Source organism: Patescibacteria group bacterium (assembly GCA_041650895.1).
Lineage (GTDB): Bacteria > Patescibacteriota > Patescibacteriia > 2-01-FULL-39-33 > 2-01-FULL-39-33 > CAISTG01.
Genome location: JBAZKF010000002.1, coordinates 137359 through 151223 on the forward strand (window position 1 = coordinate 137359; position 13865 = coordinate 151223).

The 13865-nt window shown below is 44.7% G+C and carries 16 protein-coding genes; 14 read left to right on the forward strand and 2 right to left on the reverse strand.

Annotated elements, in window-relative coordinates:
• The first annotated feature begins 145 nt into the window (after positions 1 to 145).
• Both dnaX and WC473_05465 read left to right on the forward strand, forming a co-directional pair.
• On the forward strand, positions 146 to 1876 hold the full coding sequence (dnaX, locus tag WC473_05460) for a DNA polymerase III subunit gamma/tau (protein MFA5125236.1): 1731 nt from the start codon (positions 146 to 148) through the stop codon (positions 1874 to 1876).
• A 29-nt stretch (positions 1877 to 1905) separates the two neighbouring features.
• Positions 1906 to 3309 carry a sugar transferase gene (locus tag WC473_05465; GenBank protein MFA5125237.1) on the forward strand — a complete coding sequence of 468 codons (1404 nt, stop codon included), beginning with the start codon at positions 1906 to 1908 and terminating at the stop codon, positions 3307 to 3309.
• A gap of 163 nt (positions 3310 to 3472) precedes the next feature.
• Here WC473_05465 and WC473_05470 read toward each other — a convergent pair whose 3' ends face one another.
• Entirely contained in the window at positions 3473 to 3700 is a 228-nt protein-coding gene (locus tag WC473_05470; GenBank protein MFA5125238.1) for a hypothetical protein, read from the reverse strand.
• A gap of 53 nt (positions 3701 to 3753) precedes the next feature.
• The gene (locus WC473_05475; protein ID MFA5125239.1) at positions 3754 to 4080 is read right to left on the reverse strand and encodes a hypothetical protein; all 327 of its coding nucleotides are present in this window, start codon (positions 4078 to 4080) and stop codon (positions 3754 to 3756) included.
• A 195-nt stretch (positions 4081 to 4275) separates the two neighbouring features.
• Between WC473_05475 and WC473_05480 the strand changes: the two genes are divergently transcribed.
• The 12 genes from WC473_05480 (at position 4276) to WC473_05535 (ending at position 13861) form a co-directional block, all read left to right on the forward strand.
• Complete coding sequence (locus WC473_05480) at positions 4276 to 6351, forward strand: UvrD-helicase domain-containing protein (GenBank protein ID MFA5125240.1); 2076 nt, start codon at positions 4276 to 4278, stop codon at positions 6349 to 6351.
• A 109-nt stretch (positions 6352 to 6460) separates the two neighbouring features.
• Positions 6461 to 6847: a hypothetical protein gene (locus tag WC473_05485; GenBank protein MFA5125241.1), complete on the forward strand. Its 387-nt coding sequence runs from the start codon at positions 6461 to 6463 to the stop codon at positions 6845 to 6847.
• 133 nt (positions 6848 to 6980) lie between these two features.
• Positions 6981 to 7523 (forward strand): CDP-2,3-bis-(O-geranylgeranyl)-sn-glycerol synthase, encoded by a 543-nt coding sequence (locus WC473_05490; protein ID MFA5125242.1) that lies wholly within the window; start codon positions 6981 to 6983, stop codon positions 7521 to 7523.
• A 43-nt stretch (positions 7524 to 7566) separates the two neighbouring features.
• On the forward strand, positions 7567 to 8652 hold the full coding sequence (locus WC473_05495; GenBank protein ID MFA5125243.1) for a DNA recombination protein RmuC: 1086 nt from the start codon (positions 7567 to 7569) through the stop codon (positions 8650 to 8652).
• A 1-nt stretch (position 8653) separates the two neighbouring features.
• On the forward strand, positions 8654 to 9139 hold the full coding sequence (locus WC473_05500; protein ID MFA5125244.1) for a deaminase: 486 nt from the start codon (positions 8654 to 8656) through the stop codon (positions 9137 to 9139).
• Between the two features lie 4 nt (positions 9140 to 9143).
• Positions 9144 to 9881: an S-methyl-5'-thioadenosine phosphorylase gene (gene mtnP / locus WC473_05505; GenBank protein MFA5125245.1), complete on the forward strand. Its 738-nt coding sequence runs from the start codon at positions 9144 to 9146 to the stop codon at positions 9879 to 9881.
• 165 nt (positions 9882 to 10046) lie between these two features.
• Positions 10047 to 10574, forward strand: coding sequence for an adenine phosphoribosyltransferase (locus WC473_05510; GenBank protein MFA5125246.1), 528 nt, complete (start codon positions 10047 to 10049; stop codon positions 10572 to 10574).
• A gap of 112 nt (positions 10575 to 10686) precedes the next feature.
• A complete protein-coding gene (locus WC473_05515) occupies positions 10687 to 11214 on the forward strand; it encodes a hypothetical protein (protein ID MFA5125247.1) in 528 nt (175 codons plus the stop codon).
• A 4-nt stretch (positions 11215 to 11218) separates the two neighbouring features.
• A complete protein-coding gene (locus WC473_05520) occupies positions 11219 to 11410 on the forward strand; it encodes a hypothetical protein (protein MFA5125248.1) in 192 nt (63 codons plus the stop codon).
• Positions 11411 to 11479: 69 nt separating this feature from the next.
• Positions 11480 to 12460, forward strand: a complete 981-nt coding sequence (locus WC473_05525; GenBank protein MFA5125249.1) for a 4Fe-4S dicluster domain-containing protein — start codon at positions 11480 to 11482, stop codon at positions 12458 to 12460.
• A 22-nt stretch (positions 12461 to 12482) separates the two neighbouring features.
• Positions 12483 to 13304 carry an FAD/NAD(P)-binding protein gene (locus tag WC473_05530; GenBank protein MFA5125250.1) on the forward strand — a complete coding sequence of 274 codons (822 nt, stop codon included), beginning with the start codon at positions 12483 to 12485 and terminating at the stop codon, positions 13302 to 13304.
• Positions 13301 to 13861: a class I SAM-dependent methyltransferase gene (locus tag WC473_05535; GenBank protein ID MFA5125251.1), complete on the forward strand. Its 561-nt coding sequence runs from the start codon at positions 13301 to 13303 to the stop codon at positions 13859 to 13861. Before WC473_05530 ends, WC473_05535 begins: the two co-directional genes overlap by 4 nt.
• Positions 13862 to 13865 lie beyond the last annotated feature (4 nt).

Sequence of the window (13865 nt, forward strand, 5' to 3'; positions counted from 1 at the left end):
TAACAGGGGACCAAATTGTTTTTTGTTGTCAGCCGGCTTATTGATAACTGTTTGTTGCGCATTATTCAAATCAGATACAACAAAATTGACTTTATAGTCATTTTTTTGTTATATTACACCCATAATTAACTAGTAATTATTATAAATGAGCAGCGCTTTATACCGTAAATACCGACCGCAGACTTTTGCGCAAATGATCGGCCAGAATCATATCAAGATTACCCTTCAACATCAACTGGAAAGGGGAGAATCGGCTCACGCTTATTTATTTTGCGGTCCGCGCGGTTTGGGTAAAACTACTAGCGCCAGATTATTCGCCAAATCCATCAATTGCGAAAATCGTACGGCCGGTGACAGCGAGCCCTGCAACACTTGTTCGTCCTGTTTGGATATTATGGCCGGCCGATCGGTGGATATTATTGAGATTGACGCCGCCAGTAATACCGGCGTGGATAATGTGCGGGAGAATATTATTGAGAATTCCCGTTTTACGCCGGTCAAAAGTAAGTACAAAGTGTTTATTATTGACGAGGCGCACATGTTATCCAACGCCTCGTTCAATGCTCTGCTTAAGATTATGGAAGAGCCGCCGGCGCATGTGCTGTTTATCCTATGCACTACGGAAATCCATAAGTTACCTCTGACTATTATTTCCCGTTGCCAGCGTTTTGATTTTAAGAAAGTAACAGCTGAACAGCTCCTAAAACGTTTACAGTTGATCGTTGAGGGTGAGAATAAGAAAGTAGACGATGAAGTACTTAAGCGAGTGGTAGTGGTTTCTGAAGGATGCGTGCGTGATGCGGAAAGCTTATTGGCTAAGATTTTGTCTTTGGGCGATGATATCACCTTGGAACAAGCGGAAATCGTCTTGCCACGTAGCGACTTTCAGATTATTTTGGTTTTTGTGGAGTATCTGGCGGAAAAAAACGCCGCCGCCGCCGTAGAGCATATTAATCGTTTAATGGAGGAAGGGGTTGATTTGTCGGTATTTACGGAAAATTTGTTGGAATTTTTAAGACAAATGATGCTGGTCAAGGTTAACGGTCGTTTAGCTGTTTTTGGCTTGGAATTCAATGATGATTTGGCGGAAAGCATTAAAGACTTGGCTGATAAGTTTAATTTTGCTGAAATCGTAGAGATGGTAGAAATTTTTTCTGACAAGGCCAAGGAAATAAAGCAAGCGCCAATAATGCAATTTCCTTTGGAGATCGCTGTTATTAGATTAGTGGAACGCGTTTCCGGCGTTAAGCCTGATAAAACTGTTTTTGCCGCCGTTTCGGCACCTGTGACCGCAGTCGTTTCTCCGGCTGGCAAGTTGAACGATTCAGTTCCAGTTGCCACCATAAAAAAAGATACACCGATTACTGATAATAAAATCGAAACAGCAACAGCTCCGGCTGTTAGCCAGCCAGTCGCCAGCCAGCCGACCATTGCCGCTACAGCCAGCCAGCCGACCTTAGATCAAAACGTGTCTTTGGCGGATATCGCTGCCAATTGGGGCCAGCTTGTTAATCGTTTAATTAAAACTAATTTTTCCTTGGGCTCTCTTTTGCGGATCAGCCAACCGTTATCTTGCGACAGGGGAGTATTGCAGGTCGCTGTTACCAGTCTGTTCTATAAGAATCGCCTGGAAACTCAAGATAACCAGAAAATAGTAGAAGATACTCTGTTGGAAGTAGCGGGAATCAATATCAGAGTCAAGGGAGTGGTGTCGCAAACCGTGGTGCCGTTGGAAGTAGCGATTGATTATGGTGAGGATTTGGCCGTGCCGCCTAACGATTTTTCACCGCCGCCGGCTGAATCGGTGCCCGGGGTTGTTCCGGTTGTCCCGTCGATCAAGCTTGATCCGACAGAGGATGTCTTGGGTATGTTGTAAAATCCGTTAAGGATAAAATAAATATTAATATGAAACGATCAGAAATCATTATTTCCGCCGGCTTAGTGCCCATTGATTATTTAATGGTGGTTTTAGCCGGTATTGCCAGCTATTATTTCCGTTTCTGGGAGCCGATCAGCGCTTATCGCCCGGTAGTTTTTAATTTGCCGTTTTCGTATTTTTTGAGCTGGCTTTGGTTGATGGCCGTAGTCTGGATTGTCACTTTCGTTTTAGCCGGATTATATAATATGCGTGGCACTTCGCGGGCGGTTGATGAAGTTTCCAAGATTATTCTGGCTTCTACGGCGGCCGTAGCCATCTTGATGTTTTTATTTTTCTTTTCCCGCTCCTTGTTTGATTCCCGTTTTATTATTCTGGCTGCTTGGTTCTTCTCTATTATTTCAGTAATGTTCGGCCGTGGCCTGATGCGTTTCCTTCAGCGTCGCTTGTATGGCTGGGGCGTGGGCATTCATCGGGTGATTATTATCGGTGAAGGCAATGCGGCTGATGAAGTGGTTCGGGAATTTACGGCTAACCCGCGCGCCGGTTATCGCGTTGCTGACCAATTTAAGAATTTTGATGCGGTTACGGAAAAAGAACTGCTGGAGTTGAAAGCGGCGGACAAATTTGACGAGATTTTGGTGGCGCGTGCTGATTTATCGACGGAAATCTCGGAGAAGCTCCATGACTTTTCCTATGTCAATCATGTGGAGCTTAAGTATATTGCGGATATTTTTGATTTTCCCATTAATAATTTTGTCATTGATAATATCGCCGGTCTACCGGTAGTGGAATTGAAGAAAACCAAGTTGGACGGTTGGGGCCGGATCGGTAAGCGTTTGTTTGATTTGGTTGGTTCGGCTTTGTTGATAATCCTGCTATCGCCGATTTTGGTTATCATTACTTTAGCGGTCAAATTAAGTTCGGTTGGGCCATTGTTTTTCACTTACAAACGCATCGGTGAGTACGGCAAGCCTTTTACCTATTTCAAGTTCCGCACCATGATCAAAGACGCGCATAAATTTCGTTTTGATGAGGAATTCATAAAAACGCAAGAAAATGTCCGCGCCGGCACGCCCATGATGAAATTCAAGAATGACCCGCGCATCACGCCGGTCGGAAAATTTCTGCGGCGTTATTCATTGGATGAGTTGCCGGAGCTATTTATTGTCTTCGCCGGCAAAATGTCTTTAGTCGGTCCCAGGCCTCATGAAGTTGAGGAAGTGGAAAAATATGAAAGTTATCATAAGCGCGTTTTGTCCATCAAGCCGGGCATGACCGGCATGTCTCAAGTCGCCGGACGCAGCGATTTGGATTTTGACGAGGAAGTTCGTTTGGATGTGTGGTATATGGAGAACTGGTCCATGAAACTGGATTTAATGGTTATGTTTAAGACGCCTTTTGCCGTAGTGCGTAAGCGGCAGGCGGAGTAATCTGTTTAGATGTATTGATTTAGCCTAAGCACCTGGTATCATTATAGTATCGTCCCGAGAGTTGTCTCGGGACTTTTTTATAAGATATGTTTAACAATTTGGGAATAAAAAAGCGCCTCGCCGCAGAGTGCGACGAGGCGTTGAAATTAAACTAACCCAACGATTAGGGGACAAATGCGACACCGCCCCTCCTGTTGAGAATCGCGAGCTTACCATCGATTCTTATATACCTGAAAGCACAGTAGTCCGCCGAGCAGCTGCTCAGCATCTCAACTGTTGGCGGGTTCATTTCGAACTTTTCCGCTGGTTGGGGGGTCTTGACGGCGTTGCGGGCGTCAAGACATGAAGCGAAGGCGAGGGCGGTAATGAATACTACAACTACTATCGCCATCAGGGTCGGATTATAAGAATGCATTTTTCTTCTCCCTTGATTGATGGTTGAAGTTACGGTCTATTGGTTGGAATCACTATGACCGAGTTTAGAATTCCCGATACGTTCATTTCACCCTCAGGTAACGGGTTGGTTAGTCGCATCACGTGTTTTACCAACCAGTAGAAACTTTTTCCTTCCCAGTAGTACTTTTTACCATTGGCCGTGGTGCTTACCCCGGCCGCTTTCAGCGCCCCGTCGTCAAAGTAAATTATGTCGTCCACGTTGATCGGTTCTGACCATTCCAGAAATATCGTCCGCTCGAAAGCGACTTCTCTAAATATTACCTCATAAACGTGTTTCATCTCGTTCTCCTTGCGTGGTTTTTTACTTTTACCCAAGGCGTTACATAAGTTGTTAGCCTAAAAAACATACTTTTAAAAGTGCCAGATATCATTTAATGATAGCATACTTATAATATTTTGTCAAGTATTTATCCACAATTGAGATATTTTGCCTAATTTTACCTATTTTTATAAGGAAACAGCCCGCTCCATTTTTTATTTACTGAAATTTTGCTATTATTAAAGAAGCTTATGGTCAAATACGTTTTACATACTGCCTCAACAGTTAAGGATTTTAAAATTGATTACGCTAAAGAGCTTAATGAGGAACAACACAAGGTCGTAACCGAGGGCTACGGGCCTTGTTTAGTTTTGGCCGGCGCCGGTTCGGGTAAAACTCGCACCTTGGTTTATCGCGTAGTTTATCTGTTGGAACAGGGCGTACCGGCCGGAAATATCATGCTGGTAACTTTTACCAACAAGGCGGCCAAAGAAATGCTAGAACGCATTGGGGTGTTACTTAAAGGCGAAGCCAAGGGGTTGTGGGGCGGAACTTTTCATCATTTGGGCAATCGGCTGTTGCGGATGTACGGCGAGCGGATAAATATCGCTAATAACTTTACGATCTTAGATGAGGAGGATTCTTTGACTTTGCTTAAGAATTGCCTGAGCCGGGCCAATCCGCCGGAGGATAAGTATTTCCCCAAGGCCAAGGTCATTCGTTCCATTATCTCTTTGTCGCAGAACTTGTGCCAGCCCATCCGCCAGGTCATAGCTGAGCGTTATGATTATTTTAAAGACAATTATTTGCCGTGCATTTTGGAGACGGCTGATTTGTATAAGGAGCGCAAAGCTCAGATTAATGCTTTGGATTTTGATGACCTCCTAATCAAATGGAATGAATTGCTGGAACAATCACCGGAAATAAAAAAGCGTTTGGGCGAAAAGTTCGCTTACATTTTGATTGACGAATTCCAAGACACTAACGCTTTGCAGTCCAAGATTATCGCTAATCTGGCCAGCCCTCAGCGCAACATTTTGGCGGTCGGCGATGACGCCCAAAGCATCTATGGCTTTCGGGGCGCCGATGTTAATCATATTTTGGATTTTCCTCAGCAATTTCCCGATGCCAAGATTCTGCGATTAGAAATCAATTATCGCTCTACACCCGAGATTCTGGCGCTGGCCGATACATCAATTAATCGCAATGAAGCTAAGTTTGAGAAACACCTCAAGGCGATCCGAGCCAAAGGCGCCAAGCCGGCTGTGGCGGCTTTGACTGATAATTATCAGCAAGCTGAGTTTGTTTGTCAAAGGATTTTGGATTTGCAACGTGATGACGGCCTGGCGCTTAATAATATGGCTGTACTGTTTCGGTCGCATTTCCAATGCTTGGAATTGGAAATGGAACTTAATAAACGAAATATTCCGTATCAGATGCGCGGAGGCATGAGGTTTTTTGAGCAGGCGCATTTGAAAGACGTTCTGGCTTACTTGAAAATTTTAGCCAATTTTCGCGACGAGGTTTCTTGGTTGCGTCTTCTTAGTATGCAGGGCGGCATCGGCGAGATGACGGCAGAAAAGATTTGGCGCCAGGCCGCGGTTTTGGGCGATTTGGAAAAGTTGTTGGGTTATAAGCTGGAACTTGGCTCTAAAGCCGCTTTCGGCTGGTCCGTCTTAAGGCGCATATTGGAGAAAATCGCGCAATTAGATAAGAATGATTTGCCCGCGTTAGTAACTGTTATTATTGATTCCGGTTACGAAAAACATTTGCAAGCCAACTACGAGAATTTTCAGGATCGGCTGGATGATTTGACTCAGTTGATAGAATTCGTCAAATCTTACGACAGTTTGGAAAGATTTTTGGCCGATACGGCTTTGTCGGAAAACTTCCAGGGTCAATCGCGCGCTGAGCGACTGGCGAATGATAATGAACAATTAATCCTGTCTACCATCCATCAGGCTAAGGGCTTGGAGTGGCCGGCAGTGTTTGTGATCGGCTTGGCGGAAGGCCTGTTTCCGCACGCCAGAGTTTATGATAAGCCGGCGGAACTGGAAGAGGAGCGGCGGTTGTTTTATGTGGCTTGTACCCGCGCCAAAGACCAATTATATTTGAGTTATCCGTTATTCGGCCGAGACAGTATATTGCACCCGTCGCAGTTTATTAGGGAGTTGCCGACGAAGTTATATGATCGCTGGGATGTGGAGGAAGATGAAGATGAGGTGATTTATGTGGATGAAGCAGGGGAGCGCGCGCTCGGACCGGGCAAACGAAAAGGCATCTTGGATTTTGATCCGGAATTGGAGGTTGAGGAGTCGGATTATTAATTCGGCCAGCTATTGACAAAATACACCATGTTTCTTATTATATTTGCATGATGCAAATCATATTAAGCGCAACCTTGAAAACTGACAACTAAAATGAAAGGAGGCCATTATGCTTGTCTCTGAGAATCTTAAGGCTGGTGAAGGCTGTAAGAAAACGGTCAAACGTATTGAGGTGGGTTTTTCCACCGGTCGGGAAATGGGCGATTCAAAATATAAGATGCGTATTTATGCGGATAAAGGTAGAAACGACGTTCCTTTTTTGAATTTAATCAAACGCGCCGTTGAAAATTTTTATTACGGTCTTTTCTATCAAGGCTTTAATAATGATCCGATACAGATTGATGCTTCAAAAGCTGAAGTAATCAGAAATATACGCGTTACTCTTTATGCTCGTAATCCGTATAATGGCCATTGTGATTTTTATCACTTGGTTCTTTGTCTTGATCCCGTAGACGAACATAGCGATAAAGTCATGTTTTGCTATCGTCGAAGATAATTTCTGGCGGATCGTCTGCCGCCAGTTCGTCCAATTCGTTGTTTTGTAACCAATTTAATCCCGTGATGTGACTGGTCACGGGTTTTTTGTTTGCTCAAAAAGGAATAAAATGTTAAAATGCAGGCGTATGTGGATGCTAATCATTGTCGCTTTTTATTTGCTTTTGCCCGCCTATTTGGCCAATATGGCTCCGCCCGTATTCGGCCGTCTTGGTTTGCTGAAATTATTGGCCAAGCCCATTGACGGCGGTCGCAAATGGCGCGGGCAATATATCTTTGGAACCGGCAAAACCTGGCGTGGGATTTTGGTTGCTGTAATTTTCGGCATTTTGGGTGCCGGTTTGCAGGCCTGGCTTTTTAATTACCCTTATTTTGAGGGGATCTCCCTGGTGGATTATCCGAGTGTCTGGCTGATATTCGGTTTTCTGGCCGGACTGGGCGCAATTCTGGGCGATTTGGCTAAGAGCTTTTTCAAGCGCCGCATTGGCGTTGTTTCCGGCGGCGTCTGGCCCGTATTTGATCAGTTGGATTTTGTCGCGGGATTTTTTTTGTTCACCTGGTGTTATGCGGCGCTGTTCTGGCAGGTTGTCGTGGCCGCTTGTTTGCTTACTCTGGTGCTTCATCCCTTAACTAATATCATCGCTTACTTGCTAAAACTGAAAAAAGTTTGGTGGTAATATAATCAATTACAGTTTTTAAATTACGAATTATTAATTTTTTATGTCTATAACCTTGGTTTTGATCGCTTTGATAATTGTTTTGGTCGCCGCGGTGGTCGGTTTATTTGTTTTTTTTAACAGCAAATTATCGCAATTAGCCGCGCCCCAGGATGATAAGACGGCGCTTTTGCTGTTTGAACGCATTAAGGAATTGAATCAGACTATGGATAGCAGTATTCGCGGGCTGAATCAAACTATGGATAGCAAACTGACCGAATCATCGCGTCAAATGCAAACGCAGTTTGGTCAGAGTATTAGTATTATCAGGGGAGTGACCGAAAAAGTTACCGAATTGCAAGCTACCAATAAACAAGTCATGGGTTTTTCGGAGCAATTGAAGAATTTGGAAAAAGTTTTGACCAGCCAGAAACAGCGCGGCAACCTAGGCGAGGCCGGCTTGCATTTGGTGTTAGATAATATTTTGCCGCCGACCGCCTTCAAGATTCAATACCAGTTTGACGACGGTGATATTGTGGATGCCGCGATTTTTACTAAGGACGGCATTATTCCCGTAGATGCCAAGTTTTCGTTGGATAACTATAATCGCGTAATTAATGAGGATGATGAAGAAAAGCGTTTGCAATACGAAAAGGAATTCAAGAACGATTTGAAGAAGCGCATTGACGAAACCAGTAAATATATCAAACCGGACAAGGGAACTTTGGACTTTGCTTTCATGTTTATTCCCGCCGAGGCTATTTATTATGATCTGCTGGTCAATGAAGTCGGCGCGATTAAGATAAACACCCGTTCGTTGATTGATTACGCTTTTAAGGAAAAGAAAGTGATTATTGTCTCGCCTACTACCTTTGCCGCTTACCTGCAGACGGTTCTGCAAGGGTTGCGCGCTCTAAAAATCGAGGAGCAAACCAAAGATATCATTAAGCGGGTGGAAATGCTGCAAAAACATATCGTGGCTTATGATGACTATTTCAAAAAGCTGGGCGGTAGTCTGGCCACGACGGTTAATGCCTATAATGCGGCGGACAAAGAACTGAAGAAAATTGATAAAGATGTGGTCAAGATCACCGGCGCCGAAAGCGGCATTGATTTGTTGCAGATAGAAGGGCCGAAAAAAACTGATTAATATGAGGTACTTAGAGGGCGAAGAAAAAATACTGGCTGAAGAATATTTTTCTGCGGCGGCCGAGATAGCCAAGCAAGCCACTTGTGAGCGATCCAAATGCGGTACGGTAATAGTCAGGGAAGGGCGGATCATCGGTTCGGGCTTCAATTCGCCGGCCGGCAATCTGGAAAGCCAGCGGCGTTGTTCAGCGTTTAAAAGCGATTTGCATATCAAGGTGACGGATAAAACATGTTGCGTTCACGCCGAACAGCGAGCGATTATGGACGCTTTACGCCGTCAGCCTGACCGATTAAGCGGAGCGGTTTTGTATTTTACCCGCTTAAACGGTAACGGAGAAGCGACAGAATCGGGTCGGCCATATTGCACTCATTGCAGTAAATTAGCTCTTGATACCGGTATCAGCGAATTTGTCTTATGGCACAAGGAGGGAATTAGCGCTTATCCGACAGACGAATATAATTTATTGTCTTATCAATATCAAGAATAATTTTATGCCAAAGATCGCTATTATTGGCGGGTCAGGGTTGGATGATCCGCAAATTTTGCAAAACGCCACGGAAAAAATCGTAGGAAATAGATACGGCCAGCTGGCTTCGCCTTTAACGCTCGGACAGATCGCCGGCGTGGAGGTGGTGATCTTGGCGCGTCATGGCAAGACGCACAATATTATGCCGACCAAGATTAATTTTATGGCCAATATCCAGGCGCTTAAGGATGAGGGTTGTACACACATCTTGGCTACGACTGCTGTTGGATCATTGAGAGAAGAAATTAAACCGGGTAATCTGGTTTTTCCTAATCAGTTTATTGATTTTACCCGCCATCGCAATCTGACTTATTTTACCGACGAAGTGGAGCATAAAGCCATGGCTGATCCTTATGATTCGTTGTTACGTAGCATGTTACGTAACACTTGCGATGAGTTGGGTTTTGATTATAATTATGATAAGACGGTAATTACGATTGAAGGACCCAGATTTTCCACCCGCGCTGAAAGCCACATGTTCCGCCAATGGGGAGCGGATATCATTAATATGTCCACTTGTCCGGAAGTGATTCTGGCTAATGAGCTGGGCTTGCCTTACCAGACTATCGCCATGTCCACGGATTATGATTGTTGGAAAACCGATGAGGTGCCGGTAACTTTTGAAATGGTGATGCAACGTATGACTGAGAATGCGGAAAAGGTGAAGCAGTTATTGATTAAGATTATACCTAAGATTAAATAGTTTTTTGACGCTGCGCCTACCTGCCGGCAGGCAGGCTTGCAAAAATTTTTCGTGAACGCCCTGGCTCCGCTTGGCGGCGGACACTGAAGATCAGCACAAGATTTTAATAGTCGCAGGTTTTATAAAATTAATAATTTTTAATTCGTAATTCGTAATTGAATCTATATGCCTATTAAATCACGCATTCGCACGGTGGCGGACTGGCCCAAGAAAGGCGTTATGTTCCGCGACATTACTACTTTAATAAAAGACCCGGTCGGACTGAAGTTATGTTTGGACGATTTTGCGGAAAGATATAAAAACAAGGATATTGATGTCATTGTCGGTATTGATAGTCGAGGATTTATTTTGGGCGGTGCTTTGGCTTACTTGTTGGGCAAAGGTTTCGTACCGGTGCGCAAGAAAGGCAAATTGCCGGCGGAAACGGAAAGTGAAACTTATAATTTGGAATATGGCACTGACACGATAGAAATCCATAAAGACGCCATTACGCTCGGCCAGAGAGTATTAATTGTTGACGATCTGATTGCCACCGGCGGTACGGCTCTGGCCGCTTCCAAATTGGTTAAAAAATTGGGGGGAGAAATAGAGGAGTTGGCGTTTATTGTGGATCTGCCGGATTTGGGGGGTGGTAAGAAATTGACTGATGCCGGGCTTAAATATTATGCCCAGACTGAGTTTGCTGGGGAGTAGTATCCTTGACATTTTTTATCATTTACGGTATAGTGTTACGAACTTTAGTTCTTTATATAATTAATCAAAGTCAGGGGAATAAAATGCAATAAACAGTAAAGGAGGATTGGCCATGGGAAAGGACGAAAAGAGCTGTGATGAAAGGTTAAGTGACGCTTTAGTGGCTTTGGCGGTAAGTTTGTCCGGAGAAAACCTGGGCAAGATGATTTCTGTCATTAATTCTCAAATTAAAGATTATTGCCTACGTAGAGACGGTAATACGGGTCGTGATATGGCTAATGTTTTAGCCGTTGCAGTATTGCGTATCGCCAAAGAAACCAAACCGGAGTCTTTGGATATTATAGCCAGAGAGCTCGCTGAGGCGGAGATATTGGCGCTCGTTTTCCCTAGTCGTGCCGTTGAGATAGCCGATGCCGCCTCTACTCAGGCGGATTTGATCGCTTTGCTTGTACCGGCGGAGATAGTCGGTATCTGTAGAAAGTTATCCCCCGAAGCTTTAGTTAATGTTGTGGGTACAATGGTCAAAAATCACAGCAAGATCGGTTATCATCCTTTAGCCGATACTGAAGTATTCAGGAGATACTTTCCGGCCGAAGCCGAACGCTTTGGCAAATCTGCCGAAGACAAAAAGAAAGGGTAAAACCATGTCTTTGTGTATAAATTGCAGCGGTATTATCCGAAAGCCGGGCGTGCCCGTCGGCGGTTGCACTGCATCAGGCTGTAATAATCTGGCCACGCATCAGGGGTATGAGTATTGCCCGCACTGCGCCAAAGAATTGGGCCGTTGCGAATCTTGTGGTAAAAGGCAAGAGAAACAGCATCAGATCGAAGACTAGGACATTATGAGCGGACACGAGTTGTCCGCTTTTATTTTTGTTTTGATTTGTGTTATAATATTATTAATTATGCTAAAGGAAGATGACAAATTGAAACGGTTAATCACGGCAGTTTTTCGTGACTATTTTGTTTATGCTCCGGTTAAGCGGGACGGGAGGCTTTTGGCACAGGAAGCTAAGGTGCCGGACGAAATTGATTGGTCAGGCAAGTTAACCGAGAACTCTTGGAAAGAGTTGTTTTTGCCTCATCGGGAAAAGTTGTTTGAAGGCCGGCAGGGATTGGCGGAGACCAAAGGCGAACAGCCGCCGGTGGCCTGCTTGGGCATGAATATTTTGGATTTGAAGGCGCTGACGCTCTTTGATTTGGTTTTCGGCAACGATGTCTATTATCAAAATCGTCGGCAGAAAACCGTTGTTATCGGCTATGGTGCTGATTGGCCCAACAGCTACAAGAAAAGTAAAGTTTTTTCCCATAATTTTAAGGAGGACGCGCTGGAGCATGTGTCGTTTGATGTTTTTATTGCCGGCCGCAAAGGCGGGGAGCCGATTTTTTATTCCGGCTCTTCAGTCGGCCGTAAATTATTGGAGAGTTGCCGTATCAAGGATTTTGAGAATATCAAATTTGCCGGCGCCATAGCTGAAAGCGGGCCGGACAAGCGTATGTTGGAAATTAAAGGTAAATTGGAACGTTCTGCTAATCATTATTTATGGGATAATTTGGATCAAGTTTGTTTGGCCTGCGGCAAATGCACCGTTGCCTGTCCGACTTGTTTTTGTTTTGATTTGGAAGACAAGGCTAATCCTGATGATCCGCGGCGCGATCGCCGGTGGGGGAGCTGCTTTTATAATGATTTTTCTCTGGTCGCCGGCGGACATCAGGAATTGGATACGGTCAGGAAAAAAATATTTTTTTGGTATTATCATAAATTTGTGCGTATTCCCAAAGAATATTCCCATGTTGGGTGCGTATCCTGCGGCCGTTGTACGCGCACTTGTCCGGTCGGCATTGATATTGCCAAAAATATCGCTAAGATTTCAAAATTGAAATAAGCAAAATATTCAGTAGCATAAGATGCGTAATATTTATCAACCGCAAGAAGTTAAGGTGATCTCCGTCAGTCGCGAATCAATTGACACGGTTCTTTTGAGATTCCAATTTATTGATAAAAAACGCCAGAAGGCTTTTGCTTTTTTGCCCGGGCAATTTATGCAGATCGGCTTTCCCGGTTGGGGCGAGTGTCCCATCAGTATTTGTTCCTCGTCGGCTGACAGCAAGAAGTATTTTGAATTGGCTGTCCGTGACGTAGGGCAATTGACGCACAAAATCAACGAATTAAAAAACGGAGACGAAGCGTGGGTCAGGGGACCGTTTGGTAACGGCTTTGATACGGGTCTTTATACCGGCAAGGAATTGATTTTGATCGGCGGTGGCTGCGGTTTTGTGCCGCTGAGGCCGTTGATCATTGACTGTTTGGCTGGCCGCATCAAACCCAAATCGTTGAAAATTTTTTACGGCTGTCTTAATGAAGATACGTTATTATTCAAGAAACAATATCCGGAATGGAATCGCGGAGCGGAATTGAGCGTTATTCTGGAAAAACCGACTGAGCGGTGGCATGGTGAAAAAGGCTTGATCACCGCTTTGATCCAAAAACGCCAGATATCTTCTTCTGCCGTAGTGGTGATGGTAGGTCCGCCCATAATGTATCGTTTTGCCGTCAAGGAGCTGGAAGCCAAAAAAATCAAAGCCCAAAATATTTGGGTATCATTGGAACGGCGGATGTATTGCGGGGTCGGCGTTTGCCAGCATTGCGCTATTGGGCCGTATTACGTCTGCAAGGACGGGCCAGTATTCAGTTATTCCCAGCTTAAAGATATTCCTAACGCTTTATGACCATCAGTATTCTGATTTACCTTTTGCTTTTTTTGGTGTTGCTTACCGCGGCTTACGGCGCGTATTCGGCCGCGCCTTGGTTGCCTACCAGGCGTCGTGATGTTCAGCGCATGATGGATTTGGCGGAGATCAAAAACGGCTGTAAAATTTATGACTTGGGTTGTGGCGACGGCCGGCTGGTTTTTGAAGCGGCTAAACGCGGCGCTACGGCCACCGGGGTAGAAATATTCTTTCTGCCTTGGCTGTATGCCAGGATTAAAAGTTTTTTCATTCCTCGGACTAAGATTTTATTCGGTGATTTATTTTTTCAGGATATTTCCGATGCCGACACGATTTTTATTTTTTTGTTGGACAAGAGTTATAAGCGGCTGACGGAAAAGTTCAGTCGAGAGCTTAAGCCGGGGGCGCAAGTTATTGTGGGCTGTTGGCCCATAGCCGAGTGGCAGGATAAGCTTGTTTCCTCCAGTCAGCCGGCGGATAATCTGCCGATGTTTGCTTATAAGATTTCGGGAGATAGGCTCATTCACCAGCCAGTCAGAAACAACGATAATAAATAATTTA

Excerpts from the sequence above, each read along its gene's own strand:
- dnaX (MFA5125236.1), top strand. The coding sequence starts at position 146 with ATGAGCAGCGCTTTATACCGTAAATACCGACCGCAGACTTTTGCGCAA.
- WC473_05465 (MFA5125237.1), top strand. The coding sequence starts at position 1,906 with ATGAAACGATCAGAAATCATTATTTCCGCCGGCTTAGTGCCCATTGAT.
- WC473_05470 (MFA5125238.1), bottom strand. The coding sequence starts at position 3,700 with ATGGCGATAGTAGTTGTAGTATTCATTACCGCCCTCGCCTTCGCTTCA.
- WC473_05480 (MFA5125240.1), top strand. The coding sequence starts at position 4,276 with ATGGTCAAATACGTTTTACATACTGCCTCAACAGTTAAGGATTTTAAA.
- WC473_05485 (MFA5125241.1), top strand. The coding sequence starts at position 6,461 with ATGCTTGTCTCTGAGAATCTTAAGGCTGGTGAAGGCTGTAAGAAAACG.
- WC473_05490 (MFA5125242.1), top strand. The coding sequence starts at position 6,981 with ATGCTAATCATTGTCGCTTTTTATTTGCTTTTGCCCGCCTATTTGGCC.
- WC473_05495 (MFA5125243.1), top strand. The coding sequence starts at position 7,567 with ATGTCTATAACCTTGGTTTTGATCGCTTTGATAATTGTTTTGGTCGCC.
- WC473_05500 (MFA5125244.1), top strand. The coding sequence starts at position 8,654 with ATGAGGTACTTAGAGGGCGAAGAAAAAATACTGGCTGAAGAATATTTT.
- mtnP (MFA5125245.1), top strand. The coding sequence starts at position 9,144 with ATGCCAAAGATCGCTATTATTGGCGGGTCAGGGTTGGATGATCCGCAA.
- WC473_05510 (MFA5125246.1), top strand. The coding sequence starts at position 10,047 with ATGCCTATTAAATCACGCATTCGCACGGTGGCGGACTGGCCCAAGAAA.
- WC473_05515 (MFA5125247.1), top strand. The coding sequence starts at position 10,687 with ATGGGAAAGGACGAAAAGAGCTGTGATGAAAGGTTAAGTGACGCTTTA.
- WC473_05520 (MFA5125248.1), top strand. The coding sequence starts at position 11,219 with ATGTCTTTGTGTATAAATTGCAGCGGTATTATCCGAAAGCCGGGCGTG.
- WC473_05525 (MFA5125249.1), top strand. The coding sequence starts at position 11,480 with ATGCTAAAGGAAGATGACAAATTGAAACGGTTAATCACGGCAGTTTTT.
- WC473_05530 (MFA5125250.1), top strand. The coding sequence starts at position 12,483 with ATGCGTAATATTTATCAACCGCAAGAAGTTAAGGTGATCTCCGTCAGT.
- WC473_05535 (MFA5125251.1), top strand. The coding sequence starts at position 13,301 with ATGACCATCAGTATTCTGATTTACCTTTTGCTTTTTTTGGTGTTGCTT.